The organism is Janthinobacterium sp. PSPC1-1, assembly GCF_049897625.1.
Lineage (GTDB): Bacteria > Pseudomonadota > Gammaproteobacteria > Burkholderiales > Burkholderiaceae_D > Janthinobacterium > Janthinobacterium tructae.
Genome location: NZ_JAFCWP010000002.1, coordinates 589,568 through 610,171, shown reverse-complemented (window position 1 = coordinate 610,171; position 20,604 = coordinate 589,568). Strand labels below are relative to the sequence as shown.

General features: G+C 60.5%; 19 protein-coding genes. 5 read left to right on the top strand and 14 right to left on the bottom strand.

Features of this window, described 5'->3' with window-relative positions:
* Nucleotides 1-45: 45 nt before the first annotated feature.
* The 11 genes from ACP7EG_RS10260 to ACP7EG_RS10210 all read right to left on the bottom strand — a co-directional run bounded on the left by ACP7EG_RS10260 (nucleotide 46) and on the right by ACP7EG_RS10210 (nucleotide 11,864).
* The gene (locus tag ACP7EG_RS10260; protein ID WP_141171532.1) at nucleotides 46-687 is read right to left on the bottom strand and encodes a DUF502 domain-containing protein; all 642 of its coding nucleotides are present in this window, start codon (nucleotides 685-687) and stop codon (nucleotides 46-48) included.
* Nucleotides 688-743: 56 nt separating this feature from the next.
* Complete coding sequence (locus tag ACP7EG_RS10255; RefSeq protein WP_426087504.1) at nucleotides 744-1,049, bottom strand: FmdB family zinc ribbon protein; 306 nt, start codon at nucleotides 1,047-1,049, stop codon at nucleotides 744-746.
* Nucleotides 1,050-1,139: 90 nt separating this feature from the next.
* Nucleotides 1,140-1,742, bottom strand: coding sequence for a methyltransferase (locus ACP7EG_RS10250; RefSeq protein WP_426087503.1), 603 nt, complete (start codon nucleotides 1,740-1,742; stop codon nucleotides 1,140-1,142).
* Between the two features lie 19 nt (nucleotides 1,743-1,761).
* Entirely contained in the window at nucleotides 1,762-3,333 is a 1,572-nt protein-coding gene (gene ubiB / locus ACP7EG_RS10245; protein ID WP_426087502.1) for a ubiquinone biosynthesis regulatory protein kinase UbiB, read from the bottom strand.
* On the bottom strand, nucleotides 3,330-3,968 hold the full coding sequence (locus tag ACP7EG_RS10240) for a ubiquinone biosynthesis accessory factor UbiJ (RefSeq protein ID WP_426087501.1): 639 nt from the start codon (nucleotides 3,966-3,968) through the stop codon (nucleotides 3,330-3,332). Before ACP7EG_RS10240 ends, ubiB begins: the two co-directional genes overlap by 4 nt.
* 152 nt (nucleotides 3,969-4,120) lie before the next feature.
* Nucleotides 4,121-5,065 (bottom strand): Tim44 domain-containing protein, encoded by a 945-nt coding sequence (locus ACP7EG_RS10235; RefSeq protein ID WP_426087500.1) that lies wholly within the window; start codon nucleotides 5,063-5,065, stop codon nucleotides 4,121-4,123.
* A gap of 31 nt (nucleotides 5,066-5,096) precedes the next feature.
* The gene (gene ubiE / locus ACP7EG_RS10230; protein WP_034753359.1) at nucleotides 5,097-5,831 is read right to left on the bottom strand and encodes a bifunctional demethylmenaquinone methyltransferase/2-methoxy-6-polyprenyl-1,4-benzoquinol methylase UbiE; all 735 of its coding nucleotides are present in this window, start codon (nucleotides 5,829-5,831) and stop codon (nucleotides 5,097-5,099) included.
* Nucleotides 5,832-6,156: 325 nt separating this feature from the next.
* Nucleotides 6,157-6,606 carry a gamma-butyrobetaine hydroxylase-like domain-containing protein gene (locus ACP7EG_RS10225; RefSeq protein ID WP_096233542.1) on the bottom strand — a complete coding sequence of 150 codons (450 nt, stop codon included), beginning with the start codon at nucleotides 6,604-6,606 and terminating at the stop codon, nucleotides 6,157-6,159.
* A gap of 9 nt (nucleotides 6,607-6,615) precedes the next feature.
* On the bottom strand, nucleotides 6,616-7,065 hold the full coding sequence (locus tag ACP7EG_RS10220; protein ID WP_426087499.1) for an HIT family protein: 450 nt from the start codon (nucleotides 7,063-7,065) through the stop codon (nucleotides 6,616-6,618).
* On the bottom strand, nucleotides 7,065-11,105 hold the full coding sequence (locus ACP7EG_RS10215; RefSeq protein WP_426087498.1) for a DUF3683 domain-containing protein: 4,041 nt from the start codon (nucleotides 11,103-11,105) through the stop codon (nucleotides 7,065-7,067). Before ACP7EG_RS10215 ends, ACP7EG_RS10220 begins: the two co-directional genes overlap by 1 nt.
* A gap of 267 nt (nucleotides 11,106-11,372) precedes the next feature.
* Entirely contained in the window at nucleotides 11,373-11,864 is a 492-nt protein-coding gene (locus tag ACP7EG_RS10210; RefSeq protein ID WP_071079715.1) for a YqaA family protein, read from the bottom strand.
* A gap of 201 nt (nucleotides 11,865-12,065) precedes the next feature.
* On the opposite strand from ACP7EG_RS10210, the gene ilvA reads away from it, so the two are divergent.
* The 5 genes from ilvA to rapZ all read left to right on the top strand — a co-directional run bounded on the left by ilvA (nucleotide 12,066) and on the right by rapZ (nucleotide 17,472).
* Complete coding sequence (ilvA, locus tag ACP7EG_RS10205) at nucleotides 12,066-13,601, top strand: threonine ammonia-lyase, biosynthetic (RefSeq protein ID WP_426087497.1); 1,536 nt, start codon at nucleotides 12,066-12,068, stop codon at nucleotides 13,599-13,601.
* Nucleotides 13,602-13,734: 133 nt separating this feature from the next.
* Nucleotides 13,735-14,577: an NADPH-dependent 7-cyano-7-deazaguanine reductase QueF gene (gene queF / locus ACP7EG_RS10200; RefSeq protein WP_426087637.1), complete on the top strand. Its 843-nt coding sequence runs from the start codon at nucleotides 13,735-13,737 to the stop codon at nucleotides 14,575-14,577.
* A 333-nt stretch (nucleotides 14,578-14,910) separates the two neighbouring features.
* Complete coding sequence (locus ACP7EG_RS10195) at nucleotides 14,911-15,393, top strand: PTS sugar transporter subunit IIA (RefSeq protein ID WP_096233534.1); 483 nt, start codon at nucleotides 14,911-14,913, stop codon at nucleotides 15,391-15,393.
* Nucleotides 15,394-15,429: 36 nt separating this feature from the next.
* A complete protein-coding gene (gene hprK, locus ACP7EG_RS10190; protein ID WP_034753337.1) occupies nucleotides 15,430-16,365 on the top strand; it encodes an HPr(Ser) kinase/phosphatase in 936 nt (311 codons plus the stop codon).
* Nucleotides 16,366-16,608: 243 nt separating this feature from the next.
* A complete protein-coding gene (gene rapZ / locus ACP7EG_RS10185; RefSeq protein ID WP_426087496.1) occupies nucleotides 16,609-17,472 on the top strand; it encodes an RNase adapter RapZ in 864 nt (287 codons plus the stop codon).
* Here the strand turns inward: rapZ and ACP7EG_RS10180 are convergent, their stop codons facing one another.
* From ACP7EG_RS10180 to ACP7EG_RS10170, 3 genes are all read right to left on the bottom strand, one after another.
* Entirely contained in the window at nucleotides 17,473-18,558 is a 1,086-nt protein-coding gene (locus ACP7EG_RS10180) for an enoyl-CoA hydratase/isomerase family protein (RefSeq protein ID WP_426087495.1), read from the bottom strand.
* A gap of 133 nt (nucleotides 18,559-18,691) precedes the next feature.
* On the bottom strand, nucleotides 18,692-19,054 hold the full coding sequence (gene hpf, locus ACP7EG_RS10175) for a ribosome hibernation-promoting factor, HPF/YfiA family (protein ID WP_141171519.1): 363 nt from the start codon (nucleotides 19,052-19,054) through the stop codon (nucleotides 18,692-18,694).
* 69 nt (nucleotides 19,055-19,123) lie between these two features.
* A complete protein-coding gene (locus ACP7EG_RS10170) occupies nucleotides 19,124-20,602 on the bottom strand; it encodes an RNA polymerase factor sigma-54 (protein WP_096233527.1) in 1,479 nt (492 codons plus the stop codon).
* Nucleotides 20,603-20,604 lie beyond the last annotated feature (2 nt).

Sequence of the window (20,604 nt, the reverse complement as noted above, 5' to 3'; positions counted from 1 at the left end):
TAGTGAGTGTTCAATCCGGCCACGTCCCGCGTGGGACGCCTGCCTTTATTCTTTGGCTGCCGGGGCCGGTACAGCAACAACTTCCGCAGGCGCTACCACGCCCATCGAGACGATATATTTGAGCGCCGCATCGACGCTCATGTCGAGTTCGACGACATCGCTGCGTTTCATCATCAGGAAAAAGCCCGATGTCGGATTCGGCGTCGTCGGCACGTACACGCTGACATAGTCGCCTACCAGGTGATTCGCCGCATCGCCGCCCGGCACGCCCGTCAGGAAAGCGATGGTCCAGGAATTCTGGTGCGGATACGGCACCAGCACGGCCTTGCGGAAGGCATTGCCCGACGGGGAAAACAAGGTATCGGACACTTGCTTGACGCTGGAATACAGGGAATTGACGATGGGTATGCGTTGCAGCAATTTTTCCCACAGCTTCACCACATAGTTGCCGACCAGGTTATTCGTCAGCAAGCCCGTGAAGAACACGATCAGTACCGTCAATACCGTGCCCAGGCCGGGAATGGTGCTCAGCGCGGGCACCTGGTGGCCGAACCAGACGCTGGGCTTCGTACTGCCGGGCACCAGCAACAGCGACTGGTCCATCGTGCTGATCACCAGATTCAAGACCCAGGCCGTAATGGCCAGGGGCACCAAAATCAGTAATCCGGTAATAAAGTATTTACGCATGCATCTCTCTGGTGGTGGTGGCGGGAGACGGATCTCACCGGCTCCATGGTACATCCTCAGTCGGTTTTGCTGGCGGCCGGTGCTGCGGACGCAGGCGCCGCGGCAGGCGCGCTCTCGGCGGCTGGGGCGGGCTTGGCACCATCGGCCGGGCCCGTCGGAATGGCCGTGGTGGGCGCCGTGCCGCCACGGAAATCGGTCGCGTACCAGCCAGTGCCCTTCAATTGGAAGCCGGCGGCCGTCAATTGTTTCTTGAAACTGGGCTTGCCGCACGACAGGCACACCGTCAGTACTGGATCGGAGATCTTTTGCAAGACGTCCTTGGCAAAACCACACTCGTCACAACGGTAAGCGTAAATCGGCATCTCTACTCCGAGAAAATCATCAAAAACCCTGAATTATAAAGCTTTTCCGCCATTCCCAGCGGAAAATGCCCGCTCGCTCAGCCGCTAGCCTCAGTCCGCCCGGCGGCGCCAGCGCATCCAGCGTTCCTTGCCGGCAAAGACGGCGATGGAATCGTCCACGGCCTCATCGGCCAGGCAGTCGAAATGCGGCGCCAGCAAGGCCTGCAATTGCTCACGCGACATGCCGAACGGCGGTCCCTTGGCATTGTCGTCAAAGAAAAAGTAGCCGGCCAGCATGGCTCCCGGCGCCAGCAGTTGCGCCCAGCGGGCCGCCACTTGCGGCCACATGGCGCGCGGCATGGCGCACAGGAAGGCCCGTTCATAGATCAAGTCCAGCGGCGCAACGGGTTCCCAGGCGAAGAAATCGGCTGCCACTACCTGCCCTGCCCGCGCACCGACGACGGCGCGCGCGGCGGCCACGGCGGCCGGTGAAAAATCGATGGCCGTGGCATCCCAGCCGTGATCGAGCATGAAGACCAGTTCATAGGCCGAGCCGCAGCCGGGAATCAGGCAGCGCAGCGGCGCCGGACTGTCGGCAACGAAGCGGCGCAAACGCGCAGGCACGCCGCCCTGGTCCCAGGGCGTAAATTGCTTCTCGAAACGCTCGTCCCAGAAGGCCGGCGAGAGCGGATCGCGGGTTTGAAAGTTAGCCATCACTTACATCCTGATCCAGTTAAAACGGCAGTTGATGCCAGCGCATGAACACTTGCAAGCCCAGCGCACCGAGCGCGAAGGCGCCCACGAAGTACACGATAAAACTCAACAAGCGGTTCGTCTGGCGTTGTTCCGCCAGCAAGGTTTTCATCAATTCCACATCGTTTTCGCGCGGCTCGCCATGCACCGTCAAGGCCTGGTGCAGCAAACGCGGCAATTGCGGGAAGATGTGCGCATAGCGGGGCGCCTCGGCGCGCAGGCGTTCCATGAAGCCTTGCGGCCCCACCTGGTTGCTCATCCATTTTTCCAGATACGGCTTGGCCGTTTGCCACAGGTCCAGTTCCGGATCCAGCTGGCGGCCCAGGCCTTCGATATTGAGCAGGGTCTTTTGCAACAGCACCAACTGCGGCTGCACTTCCACATTGAAGCGGCGCGAGGTCTGGAACAGGCGCAGCAAGACCTGGCCGAACGAGATATCTTTCAGCGGACGGTCGAAGATCGGCTCGCAGCAGGCACGCACGGCCGCTTCCAGCTCATCGACACGCGTGTCCTTCGGCGCCCAGCCCGATTCGATGTGTGCCTCGGCCACGCGCTTGTAGTCGCGCCGGAAGAAGGCGAGGAAATTTTGCGACAGATAATCCTTGTCGTAATCGTTCAACGTACCCACGATGCCGAAGTCCAGCGCGATGTAGCGGCCGAACGATTCGGGCGCGATCGACACGAGAATATTCCCCGGATGCATATCCGCATGGAAAAAGCCGTCGCGGAACACTTGCGTGAAGAAAATCTCCACGCCATCGCTGGAGAGCTTGCGCAAATCCACGCCGGCCGCCACCAGGCGGTCGATCTGCGACACGGGAATGCCCACCATGCGTTCCATGACGATGACGCTGCTGGAGCAATAATCCCAGTGCATTTCCGGCACCATCAGCAAGTCCGAGTTGGCGAAGTTACGGCGCAGCTGGCTGGCGTTGGCCGCTTCGCGCATCAGGTCCAGCTCGTCGTGCAGGTATTTGTCGAACTCGCCCACCACTTCCTTGGGTTTCAGGCGCTTGCTATCGGCCCACAGGCGGCTGGTCCAGTCGGCCGCGATATGCATCAGGGCCACGTCTTCGTCGATCAGTTTTTTCATGCCTGGACGCAAGACCTTCACGGCCACTTCGCGGCCATCTTTCAAGGTGGCGAAGTGCACCTGGGCAATCGAGGCGGACGCCACCGGCTCGCGCTCGAAGCGGGCAAACAGTTGATCCGGGTGCGCACCCAGCGACTTGACGATCTGCGCGATGGCCAGGTCGGAATCGAACGGCGGCACCCGGTCTTGCAGGCGCGCCAGTTCTTCGGCGATGTCGAGCGGCATCAGGTCACGCCGGGTCGACAGCACCTGGCCGAATTTCACGAAAATCGGACCCAGCTCTTCCAGCGCCAGGCGCAGGCGCATGCCCCGTGGCGACGACAGGTCGCGCCAGAAAATCAGAGTGTCGATCAATTTGGCGGTGCGGGGAACTTGCAGACCAGAAATCGCTATCTCATCCAGACCGTACTTGATGGAAACACGGATGATTTTAAACAGGCGCAGAAATTTCAATATCATGTAGACAAATCCGGTGAGGAGGACTGCGGCTGGAGGGCGGCGGCCGCCTTTTCCAGCCGGGCAAGGCGCTTGGCCAGGCGTTCGACATCATCGCGCACGCGCGTCACGCCAGCGGAATACTCTTGCAGGGTAGCAGGACGGATCAGCATCGGCTGTTCGTCGAGAAAATATTCAGCCACGTTTTCCGCCAGCTTTTGCTGGCCCGTGCGCACAAAGGCGGCGGCATCTTTCGCGCCGGAAACAAGGCGCGTAGCCAGCATGGGACCGAGTACTTTTTCCAGGTCGTGCTCGGCTTCCCAGCGCAAACCCTTGCTCAATTGCGAAATCGCATTGGCAAACTCGGCATCTCCTTCGATTTTTACATACGAAAACGCCCGCTCGCGGTTTTGCAGGATCAGCGGCACGTCGGACAATTTGACGCGGATGGTGACATTGGCCGGCATATCGGCCGGCGCCGCTTCCAGCATGCCGGCGCTGTCGACACGCAGGCGCAAGGCCACGGCGCCCGTGTCGATACAGGCCAGCTTGCCCGCGTGCACGGCCAGCTGCTGGCGCGCCCACGGCTCTTGCGCCAGCAAATGGTTGATGGTCGCGATGACGGGCGTCATCAGGGAGAGATCGGAAAATGGTGCCATCTATATACTGCGCGCCGCGCGCGCCCCTAAAAAGAAAAAACCGCCCGTAAAACAACGTGGGCGGTTTCGATCTTACCAGTTCGGCAGGAAATATCTGTCAAGCATCATGCATTGCGCATGAACTTAAGCCATTATTCAGCAAGTTTTGACAATTAATTCAATTGCTGGATGCCTGCCAAGACCCAGCCGCTGTTGCCGCTGACGGGTTTCGACATATTCCACACTTCCGCGAACGGCTCGGCTGCCGCGCCCGGCGCCGAACGGATCAGGCCCGTAAACTTCACGCTGGCCAGGTAATCGTTGACGCTCGTCTCGATGCCCAGCAATTCGGCATCGATGGTGACGACATCGGTAAAGTCTGGCTGCGCGCCCCGTTCCTGGATTTGCATCCGCAGTTCCCCATACACTTCCGGCGACGTGAATTCACGGATATCGTTGACGTCCGCCTTGTCCCAGGCCGCTTGCAGGCGAATGAAATTACTTTTCGCGTGGCGCAGGAAGGCTTCCTTGTCGAAGTCGCTTGGCACGCCCCATGGCGCAGCAACTGGCGCCGGCTTGTCCAGGCCGACGCCGGACGAAACGGGCTGCAGCGGCGGCAGCGGTGGAATACGCGAACCGATGTCGGGCACGTTGCCGGCCGGCGCAGGCTGGTTGCCGAAGCCGGCGAACGGCGCATTGCCCGAGTTGGCATTGCTGTCGCGCTTGCCGCGCACCATGCGGTAGATGAAGTAGGCCACGCCGGCCAGCAAAGCCACCATCAGCAGGGTACTGATCATGCTGGCCAGGGCGCCGCCCAGGCCGAAATGCGACAGCAGCGCGCCCAGGCCCAGGCCCAGCAAGGCGCCGCCGAGCAAGCCCTTCCAGCGGCTCGGTGCCTTGGCGGCAGGTGCCGGTGCGGGGGCTGGCGCAGGTTGCGCCTGGCGTGGCGCGGCAGCCGGTGCCGGGGTCGGCGCCGGTGCGGGCGCCTGACGGCCCACGTTTTGCGACTGGCGGCCAAACGAACGGCCACCGCCCATCGGACGGGCCAGCGCCTCGCCCAGCATGGATACCGTGGTCGCGGCCAGCATCATGCCGACCATAAATTTCTTCAATTTCATTCCATCTCCTAAAATCACCAACATTGATGCATTACATCTTGATACCGGTATGCAAAGCGGCAATGCCTGCCGTCAAATTGTAGTACTGCACGCGCTCCAGGCCCGCCGTTTCCATCATGGTCTTCAGCGTTTCCTGGTCCGGGTGCATGCGGATCGATTCGGCCAGGTAGCGATAGCTTTCCGCGTCGCCGGCGATTTTCTGTCCGAACCACGGCAAGACCGAGAACGAATACAGGTCATACGGCTTTTGCAGCGGCGCGGCCACCTTGGAAAACTCCAGCACCAGCAGCTTGCCGCCCGGCTTCAGCACGCGGCGCATTTCCGCCAGCGCCACATCCTTGTGCGTCATGTTGCGCAGGCCAAAGGCCACGCTGACACGGTCAAAATAGTTATCGGGAAACGGCAGTTTTTCCGCGTCACACAACAAGGTGGGGGTGAGCAAGCCGCGATTCAAGAGGCGGTCGCGGCCCACGCGCAACATCGATTCATTGATATCGGTCAACCAGACTTCGCCCGTGGGGCCCGCCTGCTTGGCAAACGCCTTCGACAGGTCGCCCGTGCCGCCGGCGATGTCGAGCACCTTGAAGCCGGGGCGCACGCCCGCGTTGGCAATGGTGAACGTCTTCCACAGACGGTGCAGCCCGCCCGACATCAAGTCGTTCATCACGTCGTATTTGGCAGCGACGGAATGGAACACCTTGGCGACTTCGCGCACTTTGTCGTCTTCTGCAACTGTTTTGTATCCGAAATGGGTCGTATTGGTCATGGTAGGCAGTCTGTTTGAACTTGCACGCATTATACAAGCGGCAGGCGCATTTCCCCCTGACGCCGGAGAAGGTATTGCCTTTCCACTACATTTGAAGCAAGCATTGCCGCCTGTGCATACGCCGCCAGCGGCCTCCAGGTCCTGCGTATAGCTGGCAAAGTCGGCCATCAGGCTTCCATGCTTTCATAGCGTGCCTCGTCGGCGTAGATCAGGATCAGGTATTCCATAGTCTCTTCTCCAAAAGAAAAATGCCCGCAAGCGCGGGCATTCATACGACGAACAGGGAGGCGGCAATCCGGCAAGATTACCGCACTATTTTTTCAGCTTAGTGTTTATGCCCGCAGCTGGGGCCATGCACGTGGCCGGAAGATTGCTTGACCGTCATGTCCGCCTTGGCGTCGCGGCCGCTGTCACCGGGGTAGCCGGCCGCCGCCAGCTGGTCCAGGTAGGCTTGCCACAGGGTCGCTTGCTGCGCGCCCAGCTTGTACAGATAGGCCCAGGTATACAGGCCGGAATTGTGGCCATCGCTGAAGGTGGGTTGCACGGCGTAGTTGCCGACAGGCTCCAGGCCCGTGATGCCCACCAGACGCTTGCCTAATTGCAAGGTTTCCTGGCCCTTGCCATGGCCCTGCACTTCGGCCGACGGCGAGTACACGCGCAGGTATTCGAACGGCAACGTAAATGTGCTGCCATCGTCGAAGGCCACGTCGAGCACGCGCGATTGGTTGTGCACGGTCAAGCCGGTCGGTTGGGGTGTTGCTGTTTTTTCAGTCATGACGATACTTTATGCGGATAAACGTTGAATGATGGCGTCGCGCAAGGCCGGCAACAGGGCGCGGCGCGCAGCCAGCACCTGGGGCGCCGTCTCGCGCTGGATCACCGCCCAGCTGGGGTTCGGGAAATGCGCATCGTCGCGGTAGCGGGGAATCACGTGCCAGTGCACATGCGGCGTCATGTTGCCGAAACTGGCCAGATTGACCTTTTCCGGCTGCATCACTTCACGCACGGCCAGCTCGACTTGCCACACGACTTCCATGACGTAATTGCGCTCACCGGGCGTCAAGTCCGTCATTTCCTTCACGTGCTTGTTCCAGATCACGCGGCAAAAGCCGGGGTAGCTTGGATCATCGACGGCCACCACGGACAAGCGCTCGCTGCGCCACAGCAAGGTCTCCAGACCCTGCTTGTTGGCGTAGCCGTCCAGCAACTGACACAGATCGCAAGGCGTGGACATTACACCAGCACCCGTTCGATGCCGCCGTCATTGGCGCGTTTCACGTAATCCGGCATCCAGTTCTCTCCCAGCAAGTGTTTGGCGATCTCGACGACGATGTAGTCGGCCGTCGTGCCCGAATCATCATTGTAGCGCGACAAGCCTTGCAGGCACGACGGGCAGCTGGTGAGGATTTTCACGTCACCCGTGAACCCGTCGCCGCGCAGCTTGTCGGCGCCCTTGACCATCTCTTCTTCCTTGCGGAAACGCACTTGCGTGGAAATGTCGGGGCGCGTGACGGCCAGCGAGCCCGATTCGCCACAGCAACGGTCATTTTTCTCGATCTTCACGTTATCCACCGTGCTGATCAGGGAATTGATGGTCTTGCCCGACTCTTGCAACTTCATCGGATTGTGGCATGGCTCGTGGTACATATAACGCGTGCCGTTGACGCCTTCCAGCTTGACGTTTTTCTCCAGCAAGTACTCATGGATATCCATGATGCGGCAGCCGGGGAAAATCTTTTCAAACTGGTACGTTGCCAGCTGGTCATAGCAGGTGCCGCACGACACCAGCACCGTCTTGATGTCGAGGTAATTGAGCGTGTTGGCCATGCGGTGGAACAGGACGCGGTTGTCCGTCATCATCTTCTCGGCCTTGTCGAACTCGCCAGCGCCCCGCTGCGGATAACCGCAGCACAGGTAGCCTGGCGGCAAGACCGTCTGCACGCCCACTTCCCACAGCATCGCTTGCGTGGCCAGGCCCACTTGCGAGAACAATCGCTCCGAACCACAACCGGGGAAGTAAAACACGGCTTCCGTATCGGCCGTGGTCGTCTTCGGATTGCGGATGATCGGAATGACTTTATCGTCTTCGATGTCGAGCAGCGCGCGCGCCGTTTTCTTCGGCAAGTTGCCCGGCATTTTTTTGTTGATGAAGTGAATCACCTGCGCCTTGACAGGCGGCTTGCCCGTCGATGGCGGCGGCGCCTTGGTCTGCTTCTTGGCAAACTTCTTCAGCAGATCGTGGCCCAGGCGCTGCGCCTTGTAGCCCCAGTCAATCATGACCTTGCGCGTGGCATTGATGGTCACGGGATCGGTGGCATTGAGGAACAGCATCGTCGCCTTGGTGCCCGGATTGAAGCTTTTCTTGTCCATCTTGCGCAGCAAGTTACGCATGTTCATCGACACGTCGCCGAAGTCGATGTTGACGGGACAGGGCGTGACGCATTTATGGCACACCGTGCAGTGGTCGGCCACGTCTTCGAACTCTTCCCAATGCTTGATGGAAATACCGCGCCGCGTCTGCTCTTCGTACAGGAAGGCTTCGATCAGCGAGGACGTCGCCAGGATCTTGTCGCGCGGCGAGTACAGCAAGTTGGCGCGCGGCACATGGGTCGCGCAGACGGGTTTGCATTTACCGCAGCGCAAGCAATCCTTGACGCTGTCGGCAATGGCGCCGATGTCGCTTTGCTGCATGATCAGCGATTCGTGGCCCATCAGGCCGAACGATGGCGTGTAGGCATTGCGCAAGTCGGCGCCCATGCTTGGCAGGTTCAGCAATTTGCCTTTATTAAAACGGCCTTCCGGGTCGATGCGCTGCTTGTAGCTGCGGAACTCGCCGATTTCTTCTTCCGTCAAAAATTCCAGCTTGGTGATGCCGATACCGTGTTCGCCCGAAATGACGCCATTCAGCGAGCGGGCCAGGATCATGATGCGGCCCACGGCGGCGTGGGCATCTTGCAGCATGTCGTAATTGTCCGAGTTGACGGGCAAGTTCGTGTGCACGTTGCCGTCGCCCGCATGCATGTGCAGCGCGACAAATACGCGCGAACGCAGGATGCGCGCATGAATCGCCGTCGCTTCGTCGAGTATCAGTTTAAAAGCGGCGCCATTGAAGATCTGGCGCAGCTGGGCGCGGATTTCTTGCTTCCAGGTGATGCGCACGGTGCGGTCCTGCACCACGTCGAACAGGGTGGCGTCCGGCTGTGTTTCCAGGCGTGCATCGAAGACGGGCAGCAAACGCTCCATGCCCAGTTCAGCCAGTTCGCCCTTCACGTCGGTCAGCGGACGATCCAGCTGGGCCAGCAGATAGGTCCAGCGTGCCGTGACTTGCGCCAGCAACTGCTGCGCCTGCTCGGCACGGTCGCCCAGCATTTCCGCGTCATCGACCCGGTCGTCCGAGGCGTCGTCGCTCTTGCCAATTGGCAAGTTACCCTTGGCAAAGAATTCACTCAGGGCATCGGCCAGTTGCAGCTTGTTCTTGATCGACAGTTCGATATTGATGCGCTCGATACCATCCGTGTATTCGCCCATGCGATTGAGCGGAATCACCACATCTTCATTGATCTTGAACGCGTTGGTGTGCTTGGCGATCGCCGCCGTGCGGGCGCGGTCGAGCCAGAATTTCTTGCGCGCTTCCGGGCTGACGGCAACAAAGCCTTCACCCACGCGGGTGTTGGCGATGCGCACCACTTCCGACGCCGCTTGCGCGACAGCATTTTCATCGTCGCCGACGATGTCGCCAAACAGGGCCATCTTCGGCAGCACGCCCCGCTTCGACTTGGTGGCGTAGCCGACGGCGCGCAGGTAGCGCTCATCCAGGTGTTCCAGGCCCGCCAGGCGGATGCTCGTGTATTGCTCGCCCTTGGCCGGCAAGCCATCGAGGTAATCCTTGATTTCCACGATCGACGGGATCGCATCGCGCGCCTGGCCAAAGAATTCCAGGCAGACGGTGCGGGCGAATTTCGGCATCTTGTGCAAGATCCAGCGCGCCGACGTAATGAGGCCGTCGCAGCCTTCTTTCTGGATGCCCGGCAAGCCGGCGAGGAATTTGTCCGTCACGTCCTTGCCCAGGCCCTCTTTACGGAACTTGCGGCCAGGAATTTCCAGGATTTCCGTCTTGAACGGCGCGTTCGGTTTCGTCGCGTCGCGCGTGCTTGGGTGACGCCATTCCAGCTGGAAACGTGCCAGTGCGATATCGTGGATCTTGCCCAGGTTATGGTCCAGGCGCGTGACATCGAGCCAGTCGCCGTTCGGGTCGACCATGCGCCACGACGCCAGGTTGTCCAGCGCCGTGCCCCACAGCACGGCCTTCTTGCCGCCCGCATTCATGGCAACGTTACCGCCGATGCAAGAAGCGTGGGCCGAGGTCGGGTCGACGGCAAACACGAAACCAGCCTTTTCCGCCGCTTCCGACACCTTGTTCGTGATCACGCCCGCGCCCGAATTGATCGTCGCATATTCGTGGTTCAATCCCGGCAAGACCGTCATTTCCACGGCACCCAAGGTGATGAGTTTTTCCGTGTTGATGACGGCCGACATCGGCGTCAATGGAATCGCGCCGCCCGTGTAGCCGGTGCCGCCGCCGCGCGGGATGATGGTCAGCCCCAGCTCGATACAGCCCTTCACCAGGCCGGCCATTTCCTCTTCCGTGTCGGGCGTGAGCACGACGAACGGGTATTCCACGCGCCAGTCGGTGGCATCCGTCACGTGCGACACGCGCGTCATGCCGTCGAAGCGCACATTGTGTTTTTCCGTGTAGCGGCCCAGCACCTTGACCGTGCGCTTGCGCAAGTCATAGGTCTTGCGGAATTCGTCGCCGAAGTCGGCCACGGCCTTGCTGGCCGCTTTCAGCAGCAGTTCCACGTTGGCGCTGCGCGCCTTGGCCACTTCCGGCGCTTCGCCACTGGCCGCGACGTCGCCGCCGGCCGCATCGATGCCCAGGCGGCGCTTGTCGACTTCGGCCAGGCGGTGATGCAAGGCATCGATCAAGCCCTGGCGGCGCTTCGGGTTGTCGAGCAAGTCATCCTGCAGGTAGGGGTTGCGGCGCACCACCCAGATATCGCCCAGCACCTCGTACAGCATGCGGGCCGAACGGCCCGTCTGACGGGCGCCGCGCAGCTCGTCGAGCAGGCGCCAGGAGTCCTCCCCCAACAGGCGTATGACGATCTCGCGATCGGAAAACGACGTGTAGTTATACGGGATTTCGCGCAGGCGGCTTGCTGCGGGACCATTCGGCGTTTCTGCCAGTAAAGCTTGGATATGTGCGGGAGCGTTCATGGAATGTGGTGACGATGTGGACTGGACCCTAAAGGACCATTTTATCTTATTGCGCCGCACCATGCCGGAACAGCCTTAGGCCGCCTAAGGTTTAAGCACCTCATCCGCTGCCATAGCAAATACGGAAAAGCCTACTTTTGCATGAATAAAAAACCAGTTTCCATGATTTTTTGACGCAAAAATGCCAAGAATCGGACTCTACTGCAAACTATCGAACTGCCCAAAAATAGGGCAAACAGGCGTTGCATTACGCCCGTTTGCGTGCCGTTACGCCAGCATTTGCCCGATCCGGTGCCACACGCCATCGGGCACGTACAGCAGCAAAGCCGTCATGCTCAGGTAGCGCGCGCACTTGCCGATGGCCATGTAGGCCACGCTGGGCCAGAACGGCAGCTTGAGCCAGCCCGCCAGGGTGCACAGGGGGTCGCCCACGAGGGGCAGCCAGGCCAGCAACATGGTCTTGGCGCCATAACGGGCCAGCCAGCGGAACCAGCGCGTGTCGCGCTCCTTGGCGAACGCCTGCTTGGCCCGGTAGCCCATCCAGTAGTCGACCATGCCGCCCAGGGTATTGCCCAGGGTGGCGACGCCGATGGCGGCCCAGAACAGTGCGGGATTGGCCTTGATGACGGCAAACACGGCCGGCTCCGAGCCGAGCGGCAACAAGGTGGCGGAAATAAAGCTGATCAGAAAGACCGAGGTCAGCCCGACTTCCGGTGCTGCGATCAACTGCAGCAGCCAGGCGATTGCGGATTCGATCATGGAACACTTCGCGATGCAGTAAGGCTCTCCATTATAATGAAGAGCAGCCTGCGCGCCGCACACATCGCGCCAGCCGGCAAAGGCATACCCGCCCGCAGTTCCACAGAGCATTATTGTCGCCAGGCTATCCGCCGCGGCGCCGCCGCTATCGACCGACACGCTCCAGTACCTTTCTGGCCCAGAATCACTTGCTAGCAGACTATGAACATCGACTACCTCAAGAAAATCCTGACCGCCCGCGTCTATGACGTCGCCACCGAAACGCCGCTGGAACTGGCCCCTGCCCTGTCGCAGCGCCTGAACAACCAGATTTACTTCAAGCGCGAAGACATGCAAAGCGTGTTCAGCTTCAAGATTCGCGGCGCCTACAACAAGATGGCCCAGCTCAGCGATGCGGAACGCAAGCGCGGCGTCATTTGCGCTTCGGCCGGCAACCACGCCCAGGGCGTGGCCCTGTCGGCCGCGCGCATGGGCTGCCGCGCCGTCATCGTCATGCCCACCACCACGCCCCCCGTCAAGATCGACGCCGTCAAGGCGCGCGGCGGCGTGCATGTGGAAATCGTGCTGCACGGCGAGTCCTACACGGACGCCTACAACCACGCGCTGACCCTGGAAAAAGAACAGAAGCTGACCTTCGTGCACCCGTTCGACGATCCGGACGTGATCGCCGGCCAGGGCACGATCGGCATGGAAATCCTGCGCCAGCATTCCGGCCCCATCCACGCCATCTTCGTCGCCATCGGCGGCGGCGGCCTGATCGCCGGCGTGGCTGCTTATGTGAAACAGATTCGCCCCGACATCAAGATCATCGGCGTGCAAACGGTCGATTCGGACGCCATGGCGCGCTCGCTGAAAGCGGGCGAACGGGTCACCCTGCCCGACGTGGGCCTGTTTTCGGACGGCACGGCCGTGCGCCTGGTGGGCGAGGAAACCTTCCGTTTGGCGCAGCAATATGTCGATGAGATCATCATCGTCGACACGGACGCCATCTGCGCCGCCATCAAGGATGTGTTTACGGATACGCGCTCCATTCTGGAACCGGCCGGCGCACTGGCCATCGCGGGCGCCAAGGCCTACGTGGAGCGGGCCAGCCTGAGCAAACACCCCATCGTCAACCAGACGCTGGTCACCATCGCCTGCGGCGCCAACATGAATTTCGACCGCCTGCGCTTCGTCGCCGAGCGTGCCGAGCTGGGCGAGTTCCGCGAAGCCGTGTTTGCCGTCACCATGCGCGAACAGCGGGGCAGCTTCAAACGCTTCTGCTCGCTCATCGGCGCGCGCAACGTGACGGAATTTAACTACCGCATCAGCGATGAAAAAGCCGCGCACGTATTCGTCGGCATCCAGATTGCCGACCGGCATGAATCCGGGGCGATGGCGAAGAAATTCGAAGAGCATGAATTCAAGACGCTGGACTTGACCCACGACGAGCTGGCCAAGTCGCACATCCGCCACCTGGTCGGTGGCAAGAGCCGCCTGGCACAGGACGAGCTGCTGTACCGCTTTGAATTTCCCGAGCGCCCCGGCGCGCTGATGCGCTTCCTCGACAGCATGGCGCCGAACTGGAATATTTCCCTGTGCCATTACCGCAGCCAGGGCGGCGACGTGGGCCGCATCCTGGTGGGCCTGCAAGTGCCGCCCGATGAGATGGGAGAATTCGCCCGCTTCCTCGATACCCTCGGCTATCGTTATTGGGATGAGAGCAGCAATCCTGTGTACAAACTGTTCCTCGGGTAATAGCAGGGTCAGTCGCTTCGCGATCGGAATGCACCCCACCGGGGCGCATTCCCCCGTCGGGTCTGACCCCGGTCCCTGCCGTTGGGTTGAAATAGGCTACCATGCGTCCTTGACCGAACTACGCCACACGACCATGACCACCACCAACGACCTCGCCGAACAATCTCCCCTGGGCAAAAGCTCCGCCTACCGCAGCGATTACGCACCGGAATTGCTGTTTCCGATTCCGCGCCAGGGCAAGCGCGACGAGCTGGAATTGCACGGCACCTTGCCGTTCTTCGGCCTCGATATCTGGAATGCGTACGAACTGTCTTGGCTGAACCAGCGCGGCAAGCCGCAGGTGGCCATTGCCAAGGTCAGCGCGCCGGCCGATTCGCCGAACATTATCGAGTCGAAATCGTTCAAACTGTACCTGAACTCGTTCAACCAGACCAAGCTGGATAGCCCGGAAGCGTTGCTGACCTTGCTCAAGCAGGATTTGTCGAATGGCTTTGGCGCGCCCGTGCAAGTGGAACTGACCTTGCAGGAAGATTTCGGCAAGCTGAAAATGGGCGAATTCGACGGCGTGCTGCTCGACCGCCTGGACCTGGAAATCACGCAATACACGCCCTCGCCGCTGCTGTTGAAGGCGGCACTCGATGAAGCACCGGTGGAAGAAAAACTCGTCTCGCACTTGCTCAAATCGAATTGCCTGGTGACGGGCCAGCCCGACTGGGGCAGCGTGCAGATCACGTATGCGGGACCACAGATCGACCAGGAAAGCCTGCTGCGCTACCTGATCGGTTTTCGCGAACACAATGAATTCCATGAGCAATGCGTGGAGCGCATTTTTGTCGATATCTTGCGCCAGTGCAAGCCGCAAAAACTGTCCGTGTATGCGCGCTATACACGCCGCGGCGGGCTCGATATCAATCCGTGGCGCAGCAACTTCAGCACGGGAGCGATGCCGGGCAATCTGCGTAATGCGCGCCAATAACCTCGCGCAATACCTTTAAATCATGCCAACAGGAATGTTGGCTGTGTTTTAAAACAACGTTACCGTAGTGCCGCAGAGCATGTCAAAGACGCTGAAAAATCGGAAAATCGGCATTCGGCGGCGGAAAAATCTGTTCGCCGTGTGTTTTTAATCAAGAAATAGCCGATACACCCCGGTGTTATTTTTTTGCTAAAATGATGGCGACATGGGCTGTAGCGCGCACTGTGCCCGCAGCGCGCGTATACTGTTGAGAATTGGCGTTACAGGCCGCAGAAACAGGCCTATAATTCGGCTCGCAAGCCCTCTGCGCATTGCACCATTTCATTGAGTGTCATGACTAATCTTAGCAAAATACTATCCCTCGAAAACGTCCTGCTGGACCTGGAAGTGTCCAGTAAAAAGCGCGCCTTCGAGCAGGCCGGCCTGATCTTCGAAAACAATTACGGCATCGCCCGCTCTACCGTTTCGGACAATCTGTTTGCCCGCGAACGCTTGGGCTCGACAGGCCTGGGCCATGGCGTGGCCGTACCGCATGGCAGGGTCAAGGGCAGCAAGACCCTGAAAGCCCCGCTGGGCGCCTTCGTGCGTCTGGCCGAGCCGATTCCGTTCGAGTCGCCCGATGGCAAGCCCGTCAATCTGCTGTTTTTCCTGCTGATTCCCGATCATGTCACCCAGCAACATCTGGAAATCCTGTCGGAAATCGCCGAAATGTTTTCCGACGATGCCTTCCGCACGGCGCTGGCCACGGATCCGGAACCGAAATCCGTGCATTCGCGCATCGTCAATTGGCAACCCAGTCTGCAAGCGACGGGTTAAACTTCAGGTATTCCTCCACTCCTGAAGAAGACTGCCATGTTGCAAACGCCGCTGACGATACAACGCCTGTACGACGATAATCGTGAAAGTCTGCAACTGGGCTGGTTCGCCGGATTTCCCGGCGGCGAGCGCCTGATCTCGGGCGACGTCTCGTCGGCCGCCGACCAGGTAGGCCACTTGAACCTGATCCATCCGGGCCGCATCCAGGTCTTCGGCCACCAGGAAATCAATTATTATCAGCGCCTGAAGGTCAACACGCGCACCCATGTGATCGGTGAACTGATCGCCGGCGGCCCACCCGCGCTGATCATCGCGCAAGGGCTGGAAACGCCGCCCGATATCCTCGCCATCTGCGACGAGCAAAACATTCCCCTGTTCTCGACCCCGCTGCCGGCCGCGCAAGTGATCGACTTCCTGCGCGTCTACCTGTCCAAAAAGTTGGCGCAACGCATCATCATGCATGGCGTGTTCATGGACGTGCTGGGCGTGGGCGTGCTGATCACGGGCGATTCGGGTCTGGGCAAGAGCGAGCTGGGGCTGGAACTGATTTCGCGCAGCCACGGCCTGGTGGCCGACGACGCCGTGGAATTCTCGCGCATCGCGCCCAACATGATCGAAGGCCGCTGCCCGCCCCTGCTGCAAAACCTGCTGGAAGTGCGGGGCCTGGGCTTGCTCGATATCAAGGCCATCTTTGGCGAAACGGCCGTGCGCCGCAAGATGCGTTTGAAACTGATCGTGCACCTGGTGCGCCGCAACGCGCTGGAAGAGGAAGTCGAACGCCTGCCCTTCCTGTTCCCCACGGAAGACGTGCTCGGCTTGCCCGTGCGCAAGGTCGTCATCCCCGTCGCTGCCGGCCGCAACATCGCCGTGCTGCTGGAAGCGGCCGTGCGCAATACGATTCTGCAGCTGCGCGGCATCGATACCTTGCAGGAGTTCATGGAGCGGCAACGACTCGCCATGAGTGGCGATTAACAGCGTAGGTCGGATTAGCGGGGCAAAGCCCCGCGTAATCCGACAACATTGTTAGCGGGTGTCGGCAGGAGCCCTCGCTTGCAAGCGAGGACCGTTACGCAGGCACGCAGCCATGCTGCGTGAATTCCCTGCTGCACCGCTTTGCGCTAAGCCGACCTACGAAATACACATATGAAATTGCAATCATTTGTAAAGATCATTGCCTTGGGAGCACAGTGCCGATCTTTATTGTATGATCGGCGTATGCATATCGTCCTTATCACCGGAATATCCGGCTCCGGTAAATCCGTCGCGCTCAATGTGCTGGAAGATACCGGCTACTATTGTGTCGACAACCTGCCGCCGGCCTTGCTGCCCAGCCTGGTGCAAACCTTGCTCGACGAAGGCACACCGCAACTGGCCGTCGCCGTCGATGCGCGCAGCGCCGAGTCGCTGTCCAGCCTGCCGCACAATGTGGCCCTGCTGCGCGACCAGGGGCACGACGTCAAGGTGATGTTCCTCACGGCCACCACGCATTCGCTGGTGGCGCGCTTCTCGGAAACGCGGCGCAGCCATCCGCTGTCGCACGAATTGCGTCCGAACCAGAACCCCGCCAGCCGCCGCACCCTGATCGAATGCATCTCGGAAGAACGCGAGCGCCTGTCGACCATCGAACAGCTGGGCCATGTGATCGATACTTCGGAACTGAGCGCCAATAAATTGCGCGCCTGGATCAAGGATATCGTCGCCTCCGAACGCGCGCCGCTGACCCTGTTCTTCGAATCGTTCGCCTTCAAACTGGGCGTGCCGCTGGACGCCGATTTCGTCTTCGATGTGCGGGCCTTGCCGAATCCCTATTACGACCTCGCGCTGCGTCCGCTCGACGGACGCGATGCGCCCGTGATCGCCTTCCTCGACGCGCAGCCGAGCGCGCTGGAACTGCTGGCCGACATCCGCGCCTTCATCGAGAAATGGTTGCCGTCATTCAAATCGGACAACCGCAGCTACCTGACGGTGGCGCTCGGTTGCACGGGCGGCCAGCACCGCTCCGTGTACATGGCGGAACGGCTGGCGCAATACTTCGGCCCCAACGAAAGAGTCGTGCTGCGCCACCGCGAGCGCGCTTAATCAGTCGAGGTGGCGCAGCGGATGCGCCGTGGCCGGCCAGACGGGCACAAAGAAACGCGCCACCATGGCCGCATCGACCTCGTCCAGGCTGGCGGGGTTCCAGCGTGGCGCATTGTCCTTGTCGACCACCAGCGCGCGCACGCCTTCCAGCACTTCGCCATGCGCGAAATTGTGGCGCACCACGCTGCGCTCCAGGCGCAGGCAGTCGGCCACACCCAGGTGAGCACCGCGCTGCAGCAATTCCAGGGTCACCGACATCATCAGCGGCGAACGCAAACGCATGGCCGCCAGGGCCTTGCCTGCGAACGCGCTGTCGTCCTGCGCCAGCGACGCCATGATGGCCGCCACGGAAGGGGCGCCGAAATGGCGGTCCAGCGCCGCGCGCGCCGTGGCCAAAGGAGAAGCCCCCGCCTCGGCCTGGAACGGTGCCGCCAGCGCCTTGATGGCCACCGGCAAGGCCTCGCCCGGCGTCGATTCGAACAGGGCCAGCAGCGCCCCCATCTGCGCCTCGGGCAGGTAGACATCGGCCAGCCCCGTGTACAGGGCATCGGCCGCGTTGATCGTCAAGCCCGTCAAGCCCAGGTACAGGCCCAGCTGGCCAGCCAGGCGGGACAGAAAATAACTGCCGCCCACGTCCGGGAACAAGCCGATATTGACTTCCGGCATGGCCATGCGCGTGCGGCCCGTGACGATGCGCAAGCGATTGCCGGGCCCGGCTTGTGCCACGCCCATGCCGCCACCCATGACCACGCCATCCATCACGGCGATATAAGGTTTCGGGTAAAAATGAATGACATGATTTAAGGCGTATTCTTCCGTAAAGAAATCTTCCAGCAATGCACTGCCGCCTTGCGGCGTAGCCAGGCCCGCATCGTAAAAGAAACGGATATCGCCACCGGCGCACAGGGCTTTTTCGCTGCTGGAACGGATCACGACGGCGTCCACCTGCGGATCGTCGCGCCAGGCCAGCAAGACGGCACTCAGGGCGCGCACCATCTCCAGCGACAGGGAATTGAAGGCTTTCGGACGGTCGAGCACGATGTGCCCGGTGCGGTTGCGGATGGAGGTCTGGACGAAGTCGCTCATGGCAGGCAGGAAAGAAGTGAAAGTGCCAACATTTTAGCGCCTGCGCGGGGAAGATTGCGTTCAAAAGGTCCGGGCGCAAAAAAGGGCGCAATGTGCGCCCTTAGTTGATCACAACTGCTGGAAGCGGGTGGCCTTAAACGGCGACGACGGCGTCTTCCTCGGAGTTGTCTGGCAGATGCTTGATCGCCTCTTTACCGTGCCCTTGCACTTTGGTTTTGTACTTCATCACTTGCCTGTCCAGCTTGTCGATCAGGATATCGATTGCGGCATACAGGTCGTGCGCCAGGCTTTCCACATAGACTGTTTTGCCACTCAGACGCAGGTTGACTTCGGCCTTTTGACGTTTTTCTTTCTCTTTGAGGTTATCCACGGTCAGAATCACGGCGATATCGATAACTTGATCGAAATGACGTTTCACGCGCTCCAGCTTCGTTTGTACGTATTCACGGATGGCTGGTGTCACTTCGAGATGATGTCCGCTGATGGTGAGATTCATACACACTCCTAAAGATGATCGGGTTCGTGCGGTCCATCCTATCCGGCCCGCAGAGGAACCGAAAAAAACTTACAAACACTTACGCAGGCTCACTGGCGGAATTTTCAACGCTTCCCGGTATTTGGCAACAGTACGTCGCGCAATCACCATGCCTTGTTCCCCCAGCATGTCCGCAATCTTACTGTCGGATAAAGGATTTTTAGGGTCTTCTGCTCCTGTCAGTTGCACGATCAATGCCCGTATCGCCGTCGATGATGCTTCGCCCCCCGCTTCGGTGGCGACGTGGCTACCAAAGAAATATTTCAACTCAAACATGCCATGCGGGGTCAGCATGTACTTTTGGGTTGTTACCCGCGAGATAGTACTCTCGTGTAAACCCAGTGTATCAGCTATTTCACGGAGCACAAGGGGGCGCATGGCAACGGCCCCATGCGAGAAAAAGTTCTTTTGTCTTTCTACTATCGCCTGCGCCACACGCAAGATCGTGTCGAAACGCTGGCGCATATTCTTGATCAGCCACTTGGCTTCCTGCAATTGCGCGCCCATGGCGCCCTCGCCCTTGCCCTGCTTGAGCAAGTTGGCGTACATGGCGTTGACGCGCAGGCGCGGCATGACGTCGTTGTTCAGGGTGACTTGCCAGCCATTGCGCGCGCGCTTGACGACGACGTCGGGCACCACGTAATCGGACACATCCGAGGCGAACACGGCGCCCGGATGCGGATTGCACTGGCGAATCACCGTCTGCGCTTCACGCAAGTCTTCTTCGTCGCAATCGAGGGCTTTTTTCAGCTTGTTGAAATCGCGCTGGGCAAACCAGGCCAGGTGCTTTTCCACGATGACGAGGGCCATGCGCCGCGTTACCATGGCGACGTGCGGCAAGCGCTTGATTTGCAGCGCCAGGCATTCGGACGCGTTGCGCGCACCCACACCGGGCGGATCGAAACTTTGCAGCAGGGACAAGGCCGTGCGCATCTCGTCGGCATCGATTTCCAGCTCTTCCGGCAAGCGCGCCAGGATGTCGTCGAGCGACTCTTCCAGGTAGCCATTGTCGTCGAGCGCGTCGATGATCAGCTCGACCAGCGCGCGGTCGCGCAACTCGAGCACCGTCACGCGCATCTGCTCCATCAGGTGCTCGCGCAGGGTGCAGTGGTGGGCCTCCAATTGCGGACGCGAATCTTCGTCGTCGGGCGCCTTGCCCCGGCTCGCCTCGCTCCAGTCGCTGTCGCCGCCATCCGCGGCGGCCGGGCTGTCGCCCGCTTCGCCGTCAAAGGTTTCCGCTTCGGCTGGCGCCGCGGGTGCATCCTGGCCTGGCGGCTGGGGCGGTGCTTCGGCCGGCGCGGCCGTGGAACTCAGGGCCCCGTCGGACAGCAGGCGCAGCGAATGGTCGAGCGGATCGTCGAGGCGCTCGAGCAAGGGATTGTCCGTCAGCAGTTGCTCTAGTTCCTGGTGCAATTCCAGGGTAGACAATTGCAACAGGCGTATCGATTGCTGCAACTGCGGCGTCAGTGCCAGGTGCTGCGAAGTGCGCAGCTGCAATGATTGTTTCATTG